Genomic DNA, 15,619 nt, shown 5'->3' with positions numbered 1-15,619 from the left:
CTGGGGGCGCCTCCGCTGTGGAGGGCGCCCGTATGTAGGTCCCTCGCCTACCAGGTGACCGGCAGTTCGTGGACGCCGAAGGCGGCCATGGTGCCCCGGAACGGGACCTCCTCCAGGGGCACGGCCAGGCGGAGGCCGGGCAGCCTGCGCAGCAGCCGGGGCAGCGCCTCCGTCAGTTCCACACGGGCCAGGTTCTGGCCGAGGCACTGGTGGATGCCGTAGCCGAAGGCGATGTGGCCGCGGGTGCTGCGGGTGATGTCGAGGGTCCCGGCGTTGTCCATGAACGACGGGTCGTGGTTGGCGGCGGGCAGGTTGACGGCGATGATGTCCCCCGCCTTGACCTCCTGGCCGCCGATGACGAGGTCCTCGTGGGCGGCGCGCCAGATCATGTCCTGGGCGATCGAGAGGTAACGCAGCAGTTCCTCGATGGCGTTCGCGACCACCTTGGGGTCGTCGCTGTCCCGGACCAGGGCCGCCTGTTCCGGATGCTCCAGCAGGGTCAGCGTGCCCAGGCCGATCATGTTGGCGGTGGTCTCGTGGCCTGCGATGAGCAGGACGAGGCCGTTCATGGCCACGTCCTCCGGCTTGAGCTCCCCCGTCTCGACGCGCTCGGCGATCAGCCGGCTGATCAGGTCGTCGCCGGGCTCGCGCTGCTTGCGCTGCACGAGCTCCATCAGGAATCCGAACAGCGCGGCACTCGCCTGGCTCTTCTCCTCCGGTGTGACGTCCGGCTGGTTGATCGTGATGCTGTGCTTCTGGAAGAACTCGTGGTCCTCGTAGGGCACCCCGAGCAGCAGGGAGATGACCAGGGACGGCATCGGAAGCGCGAAGGCCGAGACGAGGTCGGCCGAGTCGCCCTTGGCGGTCATCTCGTCGATGAATCGGTCGACCATCGCCCGTACCTGGGGGCGCATCGCCTCCACGCGCTTGACCGTGAAGTCCTTGGTCATCATGAGGCGGATCCGGGCGTGCTCGGGGTCGTCCATGCGTGGGAACGCGGGCACCTGCATCTGGTCCGCGCCCGGGTGCATCCGGGGGTAGCGGACGGTGTCGGCGCTGATCCGCTGGTCGGACAGGACGAACTTGACGTCCTCGTGGCGGGTGACCACCCAGGCGGTCTCGCCGTTCCACAGCCGGACCTTCTGCAGCCCGTCGCCCAGGCGCCACTGCTCGTACTCGGACGGCAGATCGAGCGGACAGCGCGCGGAACGTGCGGCGGGGTAGGCCGGCAGATCGCGGTTGCCGGTCGGATCGGTGGCTGTGCTCATGGGTCCTCCAGTGGGGGTGTGGGGGGTGTGGGTACAGGGCGTTCGCGGACGTGGCGTCATGCCGCGGGGGCGCCGATGACGGCTTCCGTCCAGGCGGTACCGGCCGCGACGAGCGAGCGCCAGGCGCGTACGTCCTTGGGCGGCAGCCCCGCGGCGAGCACGCCGGTCAGCAGCTCGCCCCGGCGGTAGGCGACGAGGAGACGCCGTGCGTCATCGGCCTGCAGGACGAGCGCCTCGTCGTGGCCGCGCAGGTGGCCGTACGCGTGGATCTTGACGTCGTACTGGTCGGACCAGAAGTACGGCACCGGCGCGAACGGCCGCCGCTGGTCGGGGGTGAGGATGTTGCGGGCGACGGCCATGGCCTGCTCGGCGGCGTTCGTGCGGTGTTCGATGCGCATCGACGTGCCGAAGAACGGGTTGTGCCAGCGGGCCACGTCGCCGACTCCGTGGACGTCGGGCGCGGCGGCGCAGTACTCGTCGCACAGCAGCCCGTCCTGGAGGGCCAGTCCGCTGCCGTCCAGCCACTCGGTGTTGGGCAGGGAGCCGATGGACACGAGGACGTCGTCGGCGGGCAGGACGCTGCCGTCGGACAGCAGGACACCGGTGACCCGGCCGGCGGCGCTCTGGATCTCGTGGACCGAGGTACCGGTGCGCACGTCCACGCCGTGGGCCTGGTGTATCCGGGTCAGGAACCGTCCGGTCTCGTCGCCGACGGCCTGGCCCATGGGGACCGTGCCCGCCTCCAGGAGCGTCACCGCGATGCCCAGCGCGCGGGCCGTGGCGGCCACTTCCGCCCCGATGAACCCGCCTCCGACGATCACCAGGCGCCGGTCCGGGCGCAGCCGTTCCTTCAGTGCCAGCGCGTCCTCGACGGTGCGCAGCACGTGCACACCGGACACGCCGTCACAGCCCGGCAGGCGGCGGGGACGGACACCGGTGGCGACGACCAGCGCGTCGTACGGCACCAGGCCGCCGTCGGCCAGCCGCACCTGGCGGGAGTTCCGGTCCAGCCCGACGGCGGTCGCGCCCAGGCGCAGGTCCAGGCCGAGGGCGTCGATGTCCGCCGCGGGACGCAGCGTCAGACGGTCGGGCTGCCAGTCGCCCTTGAGGAGTTGCTTCGACAGGGGCGGACGGTCGTAGGGGGCGTAGGGCTCGTCGCCCACGAGCGTGATCGCACCCTCGTAGCGCCCCCGGCGCAGTGCCTCCGCCGTGGCCAGTCCGCCCGCCGACGCGCCGACGACCACGATCCGGTTCACGAGGCGGCCCCGCGGCCGGGTGCGCCGATGCCGGCTGTCAGTTGCATCAGATGTCTCCTTTGCTGAGCCGTTGCGATGCCCGCTCGACTCCTCGAACTGATAGCCACTCTCACCTAGTGCGGGTCACGGGACAACATACTTGAGAAGTAAGTGCCATTGGATTCGTCATCCCTAGGTCGCATCCGGGAGAACGAACCGAAAATAGCCACGTGAAGTGCGGTTTTTGCTCGTTGACGCCCGCTTCCACCAAGCGATAGCTTCCAATCGCTTGAGTCGTTTCACGCTCTCGACGTCATGACGTGCGCCCCTGCGCCCCATGGCGTTCCGCCCCGCCCCTCTCGTGGGCGGAGGCCAGTTCACTCCCGGAAAGAGGCGAAGCATGACTGAGGCGTATCGGAACCTGATCGGCGGAACCCTGCGTCCACCCGCATCGGGGCGATGGCTCGACGTGGAGAACCCGGCGACCGGCGAGGTCTGGGCGCGGATCCCCGCGAGCGGCCAGGCGGACGTGGACGCCGCGGTCACGGCCGCGAAGGAGGCCTACCCCGGCTGGTCGGCGTTGTCGGCGGTGGTCCGCAACTTCTATCTGCAGCAGGTGGCAAAGGTCTTCATCGAAAACGGTGAGGAACTGGCCCGGCTGGAAACCCGCGACAACGGCCGTCTCCTCGGCGAGAACATCCAACGCGCCGGAATCGGCATGGCGTTCGTATGGAACCAGGCCGCGGGCCGGACGCTGGAGGGGGTCACCGGCGACAGCGTCGTACTGGACCCGACCAGCCTCGGCTTCACCCGGCGTGAGCCCTACGGCGTCGTCGCCGCCATCGTCCCCTGGAACGCTCCGCTGGCGATGCTGTCCAACAAGGCGGCCATGGCGCTCGCGGCCGGCAACACCGTGGTCGTCAAACCCCCGGAGCAGGCGAGCGTGTCATCACTGCGCTTCGCCGAACTCGTCGCCGAAGCGCTGCCGCCCGGGGTCCTGAACATCGTCTCCGGCACCGGCGAGGAGACCGGCGACCCCCTCGTCCGGCACCGGGACGTCCGGAAGATCACCATGACCGGGTCGACGGAGACCGGCCGGGCCATCCAGCGGGCGGCGGCCGACACCCTCACCCCGAGCATCTTCGAACTCGGCGGGAAATCCCCCAACATCGTCTTCGCCGACGCCGACCTCGACGCCGCCGCGCAGGGCGTGACGGTCGAGTCCGTCTTCACCGGCAACGCGGGACAGGTGTGTGTGGCCGGCTCCCGGATCCTCGTCCAGCGGCCGGTCCTCGACGAGATGCTGAAGCGCATCCGCGCGGTCGCCGAGGGAATCGTCCTCGGCGACCCGGCCGACGACACCACCACCATGGGCCCCCTCATCTCCCGGGAGCAGTACGACCGCGTCGTCGGTTACCTCAAGTCCGGTGCGGAGGAAGCGGAGTTGGTCTTCGGCGGCCGGCACGGCCCGGACCTGGTCCCCGAACTGCCCGGCGGCCACTGGGTCGAACCCACCCTCTTCACCACTACCGACAACTCGCTGCGCATCTGCCAGGAGGAGATCTTCGGCCCCGTCGCCGTGGTCCTCCCCTTCGACACCGACGACGAGGCCGTCGCCCTCGCCAACGACAGCCGTTACGGCCTGGCTTCCGGGGTGTGGACCCGTGACCTGGCCCGCGCCCACCGCTTCGTCCGCGACCTCGACGCGGGCAACGTGTGGGTCAACGCCTACCGCCAGACGCGGTACGAGCTGCCGTTCAGCGGCGTGAAGGACAGCGGCTACGGCCACGACGCCGTCCTGGAGTTCACCCGGGAGAAGGCCGCCGTCATCAAGGCCTGACACTCCGGCACGCATCCGTACCACACCTGCCGACCAGCCCGTCGGCAGGTCCGCCCCAACCACCACCATGAAGGAGAAGTCACATGGGTGACATGGACGGCAAGGTCGCAGTGATCACCGGAGCCGGCGCCGGCATGGCCAAAGCCTGCGCGGAGCTGTTCGTCCAGCACGGAGCCAAGGTCGTCGCCGCCGACATCAGCGGAAAGGAGAAGGACACCGCGGCGGAGCTCGGCGAGGCGGTCGTACCCGTCCACTGCGACGTCTCGCAGGAGGACCAGGTCGTCGCGATGTTCGAGACGGCGGTACGCGAGTTCGGCCGCGTGGACGCCGTACTGAACGTGGCGGGCATCGCCGACGGAGCACCGCTCGCGGACTCCAGCCTGGAGATGTACGACCGGATCATGGCCGTGGACCTCAAGGGCGTGTTCCTGGGCACCAAGCACGGAATCCGTACGATGCGCGCCACCGGCGGCGGCTCGATAGTCAACTGGGCCTCGCTGGCCGCCCTGGCCACCTCCGGCGCCTATGCCGGCGTCTACTCGGCCGCCAAGGCCGGCGTCATCGCACTGACCCGGTCAGCGGCGACCGAGTACGCCACCGACGGCATCCGGGCCAACTCGCTCTGCCCCGGCATCATCCTCACCGACATGGGCCAGAACGCGGTCCAGGCGGCACCGGAGAAGCTCCAGAAGCCGGCGATGCAACGCGGCGGCACCCCGCAGGAGGTCGCCGAACTGGCTCTCTTCCTCGCCTCGGAACGCTCCTCGTACCTCACGGGGCTCGCCATTCCGATCGACGGCGGCTGGGGCGCGCTGCTCCGCTGACCGCACACCACATGCTCCCGGGGAGTTCTCCGGGCCCCGTGGCCTGCGCCGCGGGCTCCCGGAGAACTCCCCGGACCTCTCCGAAACGCAGAGGAGTACCTCTGAGATGTTCGGCAGCGACATGGGCGGCACCCAGGCGGAACTCAGTGGCAGCGTGCCGCTGGCCGCACTGCTGGGGCTGCCAGCCGGAACAGCGGCCGGCTTCGTCGGCAGTCTGCTGCACGGCCTTGACGGCGGGAAGACACACCGATTCCGTACGGCACCGCGCCCCCTGGAGACCTCACTTGGCGACCGCTGACCGACCTTCCCCGCCCCGGCCGTGCGGGAACCGCTGAGCCGTGCGGTCGGCAGCGGGCCAGGCCGCTACGTTCCGCGCGCTTCTGCCCCCTCACGCGGACCCTCACGCAGACCCTCGCACCGAACCGCGCACCTCCGTGCCGCCACCGGCACATGCCTGGGCCGCCCGCGCGGCTCACTGCCGAACCCCCCCACTGCCCCCCCACTGCCCCCCCCCACACTCAAGGAGATCCCATGAAACGACGCCGACTACTGGCCCTCGTCCTCGGCACCTGCCTGGCCGTCCCGGCTGCGGCGGCGATGGCGACGGGGACGACGCCCGCCCCAGCGGGCGAGGAACGCTCCTCGCGCATCACCGACGTCCAGGTGACACGCAAGGAGTCGCTGGGCACCTTCGGCGGCCGGCCCTACGAGCGGCTGGCCGGCACCGTCTCCGGGCTCGTGTCGGGGAAGGAACACGTGGCGGGGCTCGACTCCGTCGCCGGGACCGACGGGGACCACACCTACACCTCGGGCTTCGAGCTGATCCGCCCGGTCGGGCAGGACGACCGCAGCGAGGTCGTGGTGGAGGCGGAGAACCGGGGAATGCCCCTGCTGCTCCACGGCTACAACTCGATGCAGGACGCTCCGCCCACAGGAGCCCCGCAGGACGTTTCGTACTCGCCGGGCATGGGCGACGGCTTCCTGTTCGACGAAGGTCGCTCCTACGCCCGGGTGCAGTGGCAGACCGGCATCTCACCGGGAGTGCCGGAATCGGCCCAGGGCGTCGGCCAGGTCATCGTCCGTGACTTCGGGCGACTGCTGCGCACCGGATGGCTCGACGGTGCCGACTCGCCGCTCGGTGCGTACGAGCACCGGTTGCTCGTGGGGCTGAGCCAGGCCAGCTGGTTCGTCACCAGCTTCGTTGCCGAGGGCTTCAACGACGCCGGCGGACGCGTCTTCCAGGGCGCCTACGCCCAGGACGGCGCCGGCAACCAGCTCGCGATCAACGGCGTCGCAGCGGCGGACGGCGAGCCCCAGGTGCCGTATGTGAGGCCGGACGGTGTGCCGCTCACCCCTGAACAGGTGCTGCGTCGGCCGGCGACGGACCCCGTCTTCGTAGACGTGGCGGCCTACACGGACTACTACCGGCTCCGGGCCGGCATTTCCCGGCAGGCCGACCCGGTCCACAACTACTACCGGTACGACTGGCCGGCCGCCCACAACCCGGTGCTCAGCGCCGCCTCGGCGGACATCGCGTTCCAGCAGTTCGGCTGCAACAACGGCAACCCCATCCCGCTCAATCCCCTGCACAGCCAACCGTACGGTCGGGCCCTGCTCGTGGCGTTGGAGCGCCGCCTCGGCATCGGCGGCCCGCGCGGGACGATGCCGCCCGAGCAGCTGGTCACGGCCGGCGCACGTCCCGCCGATCCGGCGCTCCTCAACGGCCTGCCCGGCCGGGAGGTGACGGTGCCTCAGACGAACGCCGACGGTTTCCCGATCGGCGGAGTGCGCTTCCCCGCAGCCGACCTGCCGCTCGGCTCACCGATCCCGCCCGCGGTGGCACCGGTCTCCACCGCGAGCATCACCGCGGTATGCGGTAACTACGGCGGCTGGCAGCCCTACACGGCGGAGGAACTGCGCCGACGTTACGGTTCGCTCGACGACTACCTCAGTGCCTACGACGCCCGGGTCACCAGCCTGATCGGGAGCGGACTGCTCCTCGAAAGGGACCGCAAGACCCTGCTCGACCGGGCTGCCCACGAATGGTCGAAGGCCCCGACAAAGTCGTGACCGTCGGGACCTGCCCCGCCCGCCGGATGCCCCCTACGCGCAGGACTCCTAAGCCGCGCGTAGCCGGGGGGCCCGGCGGGCGTGGGCGGACCCCGGCTGCTGCGAGGAGCCGGTGATGCCCCGTCAGACGGCCGACCAGCCGTTGTCCACCGGGAGGATCACACCGTTGATGTTGCTCGCGGCGGCGGAGGCCAGGAAGACGATGGCGGCGGCCTGTTCGTCCGCGGTCGCCGCGCGTCCGATGTTGCCCCTGTACGTGCTGAGCACGCGCGGCCCGAGCGACTCGATGTCCAGGTCGGCCGTGATACCCGTCTTCGTGCCGCCGGGCGCGATCGCGTTGGTCCGGACGCCCAGGTCGCGGTACGTCACCGCGAGGGACTTGGTCAGGCCGGCGATCCCGTGTTTGGAGGCGGTGTACGCGGCACCGGCCGCGCTGCCCCGCAGGGACGCCTCGGAGGCGGTGAACACGATCGCGCCGTCGCCCGCCGCCAGCAGGTGAGGCAGAGCGGCGCGGGTCATGAGGAAGGGCGCGGTGAGGTTGATCCGCAGGACGCGCTCCCACTCGTCGTCGCCGGTGTCGGCCACGGCGGACATCCGGTCCATGATCCCGGCGTTGTTGACCAGGACGTCGATACCGCCGCAGGCGTCCACGGCCGTGGTGACGACACGGTCGACGACCTCCTGGTCGCTGAGATCGCCGACCGCGGTCACCGCGGTGCCGCCCGCCGTCGCTATGGCGTCGGCCGCTTCCCCGGCGCCGTCGCCGTTGATGTCGGCGAGGACGACACGGGCACCCTGTGCGGCGAAGAGCAGGGCGGCGGCTCGGCCGATGCCCGAACCGGCGCCGGTGACGATCACGGACTTGCCGGACAGGCCTGTGGTGCTGTTCATGGGTGGGTGCTCCCTGGGGGTGTCGACGACGGCGGGGCCGGGACCGGCTCACGGACCGTGCGTCGAGACTAGGGAGAACGAAGCCGCGCCCTGAGCTACCACAGGACCCAAAACCGCCGGATCGATGAGTACCGGGGTACTGCTCCGCTTCGTCCGAAAGGTGGTCGCACAGCGTGCCGCGCCAGGTGCGCCGAGGCCCTGGCCATGGGTGGGCGCTGCCGTGCCAGCGTTCTCCGCGTGCTTCGGGAGGAGGGCGACCAGTACCGGAGGAGGAGGCGACGGCACCGGATTCGCTTCCCGGGTGCCGTGGGCGGCTCGATTTTCGCGCCTAGCTTGATGGCCGGGTCACGCAGACCCACTCCGTTCTCGTCATCCATCCCGTTGTTTTCCCAGGTGGGAGTAACTCCTGTGGCCACCTTCCTCTACAGACTCGGCCGGTTCGCGTTCAGGCGACGACGCCTCGTGGTGATGCTGTGGATCGCCGTACTGGCGGTCGTCGGCATCGGCTCCGCGAGCGTGTCCGGCACGACGTCGGACCAGTTCACGATCCCGGGCACCCAGTCGCAGAAGGCGCTGGACCTGCTCGACAAGGAGTTCCCGCAGGCGTCCGCTTCCGGCGCGACCGCCCGCGTCGTCGTCGAAGCCCCCAAAGGGCAGAAGCTGACGTCCGGGGCCAACAAGACCGAGGTCAAGTCGCTCGTCGCCGACCTCAGGAAGGCCCCCCAGGTGGCGAGCGTCACCGACCCCTACACCAGCCGTCTGATCAGCAAGGACGGCACCATCACCTACGCCCAGGTCACCTACGAGGTCGCCCAGGCGGACGTAACCAGCGAGGCGCGTGACGCCCTGCACGCCGTCGCCGACAAGGGGGAGAAGGCGGGCCTCGCCATCAGCCTGGGCGGCAACGCCGTCAACGAGAAGGAGGGCGCGAAGGCCGCCGAGCTGATCGGGCTCGCGGTGGCCGCCGTGGCGCTGGTGATCACGTTCGGGTCCCTGCTCGCCGCCGGTCTGCCGCTCCTGACCGCGCTCCTGGGCGTCATCATCGCGATCCTCTCGATCACCATCGCGACCGCGATCTGGGACATGAGCTCCTCCGCGTCGACGCTCGCGCTGATGCTGGGCCTGGCGGTCGCCATCGACTACGCCCTGTTCATCGTCTCCCGCTACCGCAGCGAGATCAGGGCGGGCCACGATCCGGAGGACGCCTGTGGCCGAGCCCTGGGGACGGCCGGCTCGGCGGTCGTCTTCGCCGGCCTGACCGTGGTCATCGCGCTGGCGGGACTCAGCGTCGTCGGCATCCGGCTGCTGACGGACCTGGGCCTGGCGGCGTCATTCGCGGTCGTCGTGGCCGTGGTCGTCGCCCTGACCCTGCTGCCCGCGGTGCTGGGCTTCGCCGGGACGCGCATCATGAAGGGCAACCTCCAGACCAAGCGCATGCGAGCGCTGGAGCGCGGCGAGGGCGAGCCGATGGGCGTGCGCTGGGTACAGCACGTCATCCGCCACCCGTGGCGGGCGCTCGTGGTCTCGGTCGCGGTCCTCGGTGTGCTGGCCATCCCGGCCCTGTCGATGCGCCTGGGCATGCCCGACGACAGCACGGCTCCCGCGGGCAGCACCCAGCGGGTCGCCTACGACACGCTGAGCAAGGGATTCGGCCCGGGCTACAACGGCCCGCTCACGGTCGTCGTCGACGCCCGGGACAGCAAGGCCCCGAAGGCCGCCGCCGAGCAGACGGCCGCCGCGCTGGGCAAGCTGCCCGACGTCGCCTCCCTGAGCCCGGCCGTGTTCAACACCTCGGGTGACGTGGCCCTCATCCGGGCCGTCCCGAAGGGCTCCCCGAACAGCCAGGAGACGGTGGACCTGGTCGGGAAGATCCGTGACACCACCGCCCCTACCGTGCTGAAGGACACGGGCGCGGAAGTCGTGATCACCGGCACGACGGCCCTGAACATCGACGTCTCCGACAAGCTCGGCGACGCTCTCGTGCCCTACCTCCTGGTGGTCGTCGGCCTCGCGCTGATCCTGCTCCTGCTCGTCTTCCGCTCGATCCTGGTGCCCGTCAAGGCGACACTGGGCTTCCTGCTCAGTGTGGTGGCGACCCTGGGTGTCCTGGTCGCGGTCTTCCAGTGGGGCTGGCTCAAGGACGTCTTCGGCGTCGACACCACCGCGCCTATCGTGAGCGTGATGCCGATCTTCATGATCGGCGTGGTCTTCGGCCTCGCCATGGACTACCAGGTCTTCCTCGTCACCCGGATGCGGGAGGAGTACGTCCACGGTGCCGACCCCACCGAAGCGGTGGTCGCCGGCTTCCGGCACGGTGCCCGCGTGGTGACCGCCGCGGCAATCATCATGATCTCCGTCTTCGCCGGATTCCTGCTCGCCGACGCCGCACTGATCAAGTCGATCGGCCTCGGGCTCGCCTCGGCCGTCCTCTTCGACGCCTTCGTCGTCCGCATGACGATCGTGCCCGCGGTCATGGCCCTGCTGGGCCGCCGGGCCTGGGCCCTGCCTCAGCGGCTGGACCGCATCCTGCCCAACGTGGACGTCGAGGGCGAGAAACTGCGGCACGTTCTGGACGGGCCGACCGCGAAGACAGGGCCGGACGGGGAAGCCGGGCCGGGAAACGATCAGGACAGGCCGCTCGCGCCCGCCCGTGGAGGCCTGGACTGACCAGCGCGCCGCCTACAGTGGGCCGGCACACGTGATCCCACAGCGTGGGAGCCGCCCCTCCAGTCGCCGTCCGTCGGCCCTCACTCCCCCCAGGGGCTGACGGACGGTCCGCCCGTACCTCGGAGACGCCTCGTGACCTCGGCATCGAAGGACTCTCTCGTCGACCCCGGCACTCTGCTGGGCGGCTCGGAACACCGTACGGTCGTCCGGCTCCTGACCCTACTGGCCTCGGTAGGGCGGGCGGACCAGAGGCATCCCCACGTCAGGAGGTGGGGCATGCCGATCCTGTGTGCCGCGCTCGGCGTCCAGCCCCTGCTCGAGTACGACGGCCCCGGGCCCGCTGTCCCCGTCTCACTGGTTCTGCTGGCCGGGATCACCGTCCCCCTGCTGTGGCGCCAGAGCCGTCCCGTCCCGGTGTTCGCCGTCGTCACGGCCTTCTCCCTGGCGGAGGCCGCATGCGGAGTGCTGACCAACGCACACTTCCTCGCCCAACTGATCATGCTGTACAACCTGGCCCGCTTCGCCACTCCCGTCGCGTTGGCCGGGGCCGTGTCGGTCGTGGTGCCTCAGACGCTGGTCACCGTCCTCGCGTTCTCGTCCGACGTACAGCTCCAGCGCATCACCACCGCCCTGGCGCTGGCCGTGATGCTGGTGCTCGGCATGATCGCGATGGCCGGACTGGGGCTGGGCGGCCGGGTCGCGCGCCTGTATATCACCGCTCTGCAGGACCGGGCCGTGCGGCTGGAGGTGGAGCGGGACCAGCGGGTCCGGCTCGCGGAAGCGGCGGAACGGGCCCGCATCTCCCGGGAGATGCACGACATCCTCGGACACACCCTCGCCGTCATGGTCGGTCTCGCCGACGGTGCGGCCGGGCTGGCCGAGGCCAAGCCCAAGCGGGGCGCCGAGACGCTGCAGCTCATCGCCGACAGCGGGCGTGGTGCGCTGGCGGACCTGCGCCGGCTCCTCGGTACCCTCCGCGAGAACGCAACCGCGTCCTGCGACTCCCCGCTGGCGCCCCAGCCCGCCCTGACCGACCTCGACGCCCTCCTGGAGAGGGTCCGGGCCGCCGGCCCCACCGTGACCCTGACCACCGAGGGGGATCTCGCCGCCCTCCCTGCAGGACTGCAGCTCACCGTCTACCGCATCGTGCAGGAAGCCCTGACCAACACCCTCAAGCACGCGGCTCTTACCACGACGATCGACGTGGCCGTCGTGGCGACCTCCGCGACGGTGCGTGTCGCTGTCGAGGACAGCGGTCCGCCACACACGCCACGCAAGCGCCCCCGGGACGACAAGGGGCAGGGGCTCCTCGGTATGCGCGAGCGCGCCGCGCTCTACCAAGGGACGGTGTTCACCGGCCCGAACGCCCGGGGCGGCTGGAGCGTCCGGGCGCAGCTGCACCTCCTCCCGCCCACCAACCCGCCTACGCCTACGGAGAAGCACCCGGCATGACCACTGTCCTCATCGTCGACGACCAGGCGCTGCAACGCCTCGGCTTCAGCATGCTCATGGAACAGCACCCCGACCTCAGCGTGGTCGGCGAGGCCACACACGGCGCCGAAGCGGTACGCATGACGGCCGAACTCCACCCGGACGTCGTCCTGATGGACGTACGCATGCCCGGAATGGACGGCATCGAGGCGACCCGACGCATCGTCACCTCCGGTGGCCGCTCCCGCGTGCTGGTCATGACCACCTTCGACCTGGACGAGTACGCCTACGACGCCCTGCGCGCCGGAGCCAGCGGCTTCCTCCTCAAGGACGCCCTGCCCGAGGAGCTCGTCGCCGGTATCCGCGCGGTCGCCGCCGGGGACGCCGTCATCTCACCGGGTCTGACCCGCAAGCTCATCGACGCGTTCACCACGCGCCTGCCCGGCCACACCGCCGATCAGACACGACAGCTGGAAGCCCTCACCGAACGCGAGATCGAGGTCCTCACTGCGGTCGCCACCGGCTGCAGCAACGCCGAGGTCGCCGAACAGCTGCACCTGGCCGAGACCACCGTGAAGTCCCATGTCAGCCGCATCCTGGCCAAGATCGGTGCGCGGGACCGGGTCCAGGCGGTCATCTTCGCCTACGACGTGGGGCTCGTGAGGCCGGCATGAGCGGCCAGACGGTGTGGAGGCACGAAGCAGGATCCGGACAGCGGTCATCGGAGTCGGCCACGTGGGAGTGGAGAAGAACGAAGTGAGCACGCACATTCAGGAGCCTGGTAGAGCCCGTCCGGGAGCGGTGCGGGGACGGCGGGGGCCGCTGCACAGGGCGCGTCCGGTGATCAGGACCACGGGCGCGCCCATGAACAGGCCGGGGCCGACAGAACGGCTCCGAACGGAACGCCGATACGACCCACTCCCAGAGATCGCCCGACGCGTGGCCGTGGGGAGCGCGCTGGTACTCCTCGTCAGCGGTGTCGTCTCCGTGGTGGTGTGGTTCTGCGTCGCGTTCGAGACCGTCGTGACGCCGGTTCTGCTCGCGCTGCTCGGTGCGGCCCTGCTCGGCCCGCTGTATCGGCGGCTGATCGCGATGAGGATCAACAAATCGCTCGCCGCCGGGCTGACCTGTGCCGCCGTCGTCGTGGTCATGGGCGGGGCGGCGTACATCGTGGTGACCGCCCTCATCGACACGGGGGACCAGATCGTCTCCTCGCTGCGCGACGCAGCCGGGTCGATCGAGGAGAGGTTCGCGGTGGCGGGGACGTCCCTGGACGATCTCGCCGCGAACGCGAAGGACCTGCTGTCGAAGTTCGGTGGCACCGCCGTATCCGGCCTGCTGAGCGGCGTGAGCGTGGTCGTCGAGATGGCCGCGACGGGCACACTCGCGATCCTGCTGATGTTCTTCTTCCTGCGTGACTCCGACCGGGCCGTCGCCGCACTGCACTCGCTCGCCCCTCGGGGCTCCGGTGAGAGCCTTGAGGTGATGGCCCGTCGCGCCTTCCAGGCGATCGAGGGCTTCATGCGCGGCACCACGATCGTCGCGTTCGTCGACGCCGTCTGCATCACTGTCGGTCTGCTCGTCCTGGACGTGCCGGGGGCGGTCGGGCTCGGGGCGCTGGTGTTCATCGGCGCGTACATCCCGTACCTCGGTGCGCTCCTGTCCGGCGCGGTCGCCGTCCTGGTCGCCTTCGCCGACGGTGGTTTCGGTACCGCGATGTGGGTCCTGGGCATCGTCTTCGTGGTGCAGCTCCTCGAGGGCAACGTGCTCCAGCCGATGATCCAGAGCCGCACGCTGCAGATGCACCCCGCGGTGATTCTGGTGGCCCTCACAGCCGGCGCCTCGGTCGCCGGGGTCCTCGGCATGCTTCTCTCCGTGCCCATGACCGCGGCCGTGTTCGGAGTGGTGTCGGAGCTGCGGGGCCGCTACCAGCAAGAAGGCAGGGGTACGGAAGAAGCGGCGGTCAAGACTCTCGTCGACCCCGGAACCGATCCGGGAAAGCCGCGACGGCGCTCACGCAGGCTCAGGGGCGCGGTGTCCGAAGCCTGACCCGCCGACACGAGTGGGGTACCAGCCAGAAGCGGTCGGCTGGTACCCCACTCGTCTGTTCCGGTCGGGCGGTACGCGATCAGTCGGGGTACACCGCCTGGCGCATGTGCTGGGCCATCAAACCGTAGACGCTTCGGGCTGTTTCGGCGTCGTTCTGGTCGTAGCCGTGGTCGGCGCCGGGCACGTCGCAGTGGTCGTGGAGCGATCCGGCCCTGCGCAGTCGCTCGGCGTAGCGGGTGCCTTCCGCACGCAGGAGGTCGTGCTCGGGCGTGATGACGAAGGCGGGGGCGATACCGGTCAGGTCGGCGGTGTCGGAGGGATGGGCGGGGGAGACCAGCGGATCGCCGCGCAGGCTGAGGTCCGGTACGTAGGAGGTGTCGAAGACATCCGCCATCCACGGGCGCAGCAGCGGTTTGGCGATGACCGAGCGCTTGTCCCTGGCAGAGGTGACGAGGTCCAAGGGGGGATAGTGCAGGATCTGCAGAGCGATGGAGGGGCCTCCTTTCTCCAGTGCCTGGCGGGCCACCGCAGCCGCGAGGGCTCCTCCGGCGCTCTGGCCTCCCACGGTGAGAAGGCTGCCGTCCCAGCCGTGTTCCGCGCCGTGTTCGGCGACCCACGCGACGACCTCGTACGCCTGGTGAGGCGGCGCCGGAAAGGGGTGCTGCGGCGCGACGACGTAGTCCACGTTCACCACCACCGCACCCGCCTCGGCCGCGAGGAATCGGCACAGCGGGTCGTCCAACTCGACAGGCGGCAGGACGAAGCCGCCACCGTGGAAGTTCACATGGACCGGCGGCAACGGCGCGTCGGCGGGACGGTCGGGTACGTACACGACAGCGCGGGCCGGGGCGACGGAGGTCGGGACGGTCAGCTCAAGGGTGTTCCGCGGGTACTCCGGATAGCGCTTGTACAGGGAGGACGCGACATGCCGGTCCGCCAGCAGGGCATTCAGACGCTGCATCACTTTGGCGGCGGGAAAGGCGAGCGCCGGCCGGGCCAGGAGAGACATGACAGCTCCGTTCGGTGAGATCGCGCGCCGGGCTCACCGCTTCGAGAGGGCCGCCGCTGCGCAACGCCCAGGCTAGTGACCCCGTGCGCGAGGAGCAGAGCACCAAAGCAGCGAACAGGACCGGGCCGACTGGTACTTGAGGAGGAGGCGTGTTCCTCCTCAAGTACGGATGCGGGCCACGTGCGCGGGGAGTGTCCCTTCGGAGGAGGACGACCACTACCGCGGTAGGGGCCGTCGTCCCCGATTTGGGTTCTCCAGTGCCGCGCGCTGTCGAGACGACGCCCTTAACGTGACATACGGGCGGCTCAACGGCCCCCTGCGCACTTCTTCCGCCA

General features: G+C 70.2%; 12 protein-coding genes. 8 read left to right on the top strand and 4 right to left on the bottom strand.

Annotated features, from left to right (window positions below; translation table 11 throughout):
• Positions 1–47 precede the first annotated feature (47 nt).
• Positions 48–1,268: a cytochrome P450 gene (locus PBV52_RS19645; RefSeq protein ID WP_274239815.1), complete on the bottom strand. Its 1,221-nt coding sequence runs from the start codon at positions 1,266–1,268 to the stop codon at positions 48–50.
• Positions 1,269–1,324: 56 nt separating this feature from the next.
• Entirely contained in the window at positions 1,325–2,524 is a 1,200-nt protein-coding gene (locus tag PBV52_RS19640; protein ID WP_274239813.1) for an NAD(P)/FAD-dependent oxidoreductase, read from the bottom strand.
• A gap of 379 nt (positions 2,525–2,903) precedes the next feature.
• Here PBV52_RS19640 and PBV52_RS19635 point away from each other — a divergent pair, with 379 nt between their 5' ends.
• The 4 genes from PBV52_RS19635 to PBV52_RS19620 all read left to right on the top strand — a co-directional run bounded on the left by PBV52_RS19635 (position 2,904) and on the right by PBV52_RS19620 (position 7,237).
• On the top strand, positions 2,904–4,343 hold the full coding sequence (locus tag PBV52_RS19635) for an aldehyde dehydrogenase (protein ID WP_274239811.1): 1,440 nt from the start codon (positions 2,904–2,906) through the stop codon (positions 4,341–4,343).
• Between the two features lie 83 nt (positions 4,344–4,426).
• Positions 4,427–5,167: an SDR family NAD(P)-dependent oxidoreductase gene (locus tag PBV52_RS19630; protein ID WP_274239809.1), complete on the top strand. Its 741-nt coding sequence runs from the start codon at positions 4,427–4,429 to the stop codon at positions 5,165–5,167.
• A gap of 106 nt (positions 5,168–5,273) precedes the next feature.
• On the top strand, positions 5,274–5,465 hold the full coding sequence (locus PBV52_RS19625) for a hypothetical protein (protein WP_274239808.1): 192 nt from the start codon (positions 5,274–5,276) through the stop codon (positions 5,463–5,465).
• A gap of 233 nt (positions 5,466–5,698) precedes the next feature.
• Positions 5,699–7,237 carry an alpha/beta hydrolase domain-containing protein gene (locus PBV52_RS19620; protein WP_274239807.1) on the top strand — a complete coding sequence of 513 codons (1,539 nt, stop codon included), beginning with the start codon at positions 5,699–5,701 and terminating at the stop codon, positions 7,235–7,237.
• 123 nt (positions 7,238–7,360) lie between these two features.
• Here PBV52_RS19620 and PBV52_RS19615 read toward each other — a convergent pair whose 3' ends face one another.
• Positions 7,361–8,128: an SDR family NAD(P)-dependent oxidoreductase gene (locus PBV52_RS19615; RefSeq protein ID WP_274239806.1), complete on the bottom strand. Its 768-nt coding sequence runs from the start codon at positions 8,126–8,128 to the stop codon at positions 7,361–7,363.
• A gap of 408 nt (positions 8,129–8,536) precedes the next feature.
• On the opposite strand from PBV52_RS19615, the gene PBV52_RS19610 reads away from it, so the two are divergent.
• From PBV52_RS19610 to PBV52_RS19595, 4 genes are all read left to right on the top strand, one after another.
• Positions 8,537–10,795 carry an MMPL family transporter gene (locus PBV52_RS19610; RefSeq protein ID WP_274239805.1) on the top strand — a complete coding sequence of 753 codons (2,259 nt, stop codon included), beginning with the start codon at positions 8,537–8,539 and terminating at the stop codon, positions 10,793–10,795.
• Positions 10,796–11,071: 276 nt separating this feature from the next.
• The gene (locus PBV52_RS19605) at positions 11,072–12,247 is read left to right on the top strand and encodes a sensor histidine kinase (protein WP_274239804.1); all 1,176 of its coding nucleotides are present in this window, start codon (positions 11,072–11,074) and stop codon (positions 12,245–12,247) included.
• Positions 12,244–12,900 carry a response regulator transcription factor gene (locus PBV52_RS19600; protein WP_274239803.1) on the top strand — a complete coding sequence of 219 codons (657 nt, stop codon included), beginning with the start codon at positions 12,244–12,246 and terminating at the stop codon, positions 12,898–12,900. The genes PBV52_RS19605 and PBV52_RS19600 overlap by 4 nt, the downstream gene beginning before the upstream one ends.
• Before the next feature lie 190 nt (positions 12,901–13,090).
• The gene (locus PBV52_RS19595) at positions 13,091–14,275 is read left to right on the top strand and encodes an AI-2E family transporter (RefSeq protein ID WP_274249459.1); all 1,185 of its coding nucleotides are present in this window, start codon (positions 13,091–13,093) and stop codon (positions 14,273–14,275) included.
• A 79-nt stretch (positions 14,276–14,354) separates the two neighbouring features.
• Here the strand turns inward: PBV52_RS19595 and PBV52_RS19590 are convergent, their stop codons facing one another.
• Positions 14,355–15,284, bottom strand: coding sequence for an alpha/beta hydrolase fold domain-containing protein (locus PBV52_RS19590; protein ID WP_274239802.1), 930 nt, complete (start codon positions 15,282–15,284; stop codon positions 14,355–14,357).
• Between the last annotated feature and the right edge of the window lie 335 nt (positions 15,285–15,619).

Origin of the sequence: Streptomyces sp. T12 (assembly GCF_028736035.1) — a bacterium.
Taxonomy (GTDB): Bacteria; Actinomycetota; Actinomycetes; order Streptomycetales; family Streptomycetaceae; genus Streptomyces.
The sequence above is the reverse complement of the archived record's forward strand: the minus strand, read 5'-3'. Positions and strand labels throughout refer to the sequence as shown.

Bases quoted from the DNA above. Each gene is read 5' to 3' on its own strand.
- PBV52_RS19620 (WP_274239807.1), top strand. From the start codon at position 5,699: ATGAAACGACGCCGACTACTGGCCCTCGTCCTCGGCACCTGCCTGGCC.
- PBV52_RS19615 (WP_274239806.1), bottom strand. From the start codon at position 8,128: ATGAACAGCACCACAGGCCTGTCCGGCAAGTCCGTGATCGTCACCGGC.
- PBV52_RS19635 (WP_274239811.1), top strand. From the start codon at position 2,904: ATGACTGAGGCGTATCGGAACCTGATCGGCGGAACCCTGCGTCCACCC.
- PBV52_RS19595 (WP_274249459.1), top strand. From the start codon at position 13,091: ATGAACAGGCCGGGGCCGACAGAACGGCTCCGAACGGAACGCCGATAC.
- PBV52_RS19630 (WP_274239809.1), top strand. From the start codon at position 4,427: ATGGGTGACATGGACGGCAAGGTCGCAGTGATCACCGGAGCCGGCGCC.
- PBV52_RS19625 (WP_274239808.1), top strand. From the start codon at position 5,274: ATGTTCGGCAGCGACATGGGCGGCACCCAGGCGGAACTCAGTGGCAGC.
- PBV52_RS19645 (WP_274239815.1), bottom strand. From the start codon at position 1,268: ATGAGCACAGCCACCGATCCGACCGGCAACCGCGATCTGCCGGCCTAC.
- PBV52_RS19600 (WP_274239803.1), top strand. From the start codon at position 12,244: ATGACCACTGTCCTCATCGTCGACGACCAGGCGCTGCAACGCCTCGGC.
- PBV52_RS19605 (WP_274239804.1), top strand. From the start codon at position 11,072: ATGCCGATCCTGTGTGCCGCGCTCGGCGTCCAGCCCCTGCTCGAGTAC.
- PBV52_RS19590 (WP_274239802.1), bottom strand. From the start codon at position 15,284: ATGTCTCTCCTGGCCCGGCCGGCGCTCGCCTTTCCCGCCGCCAAAGTG.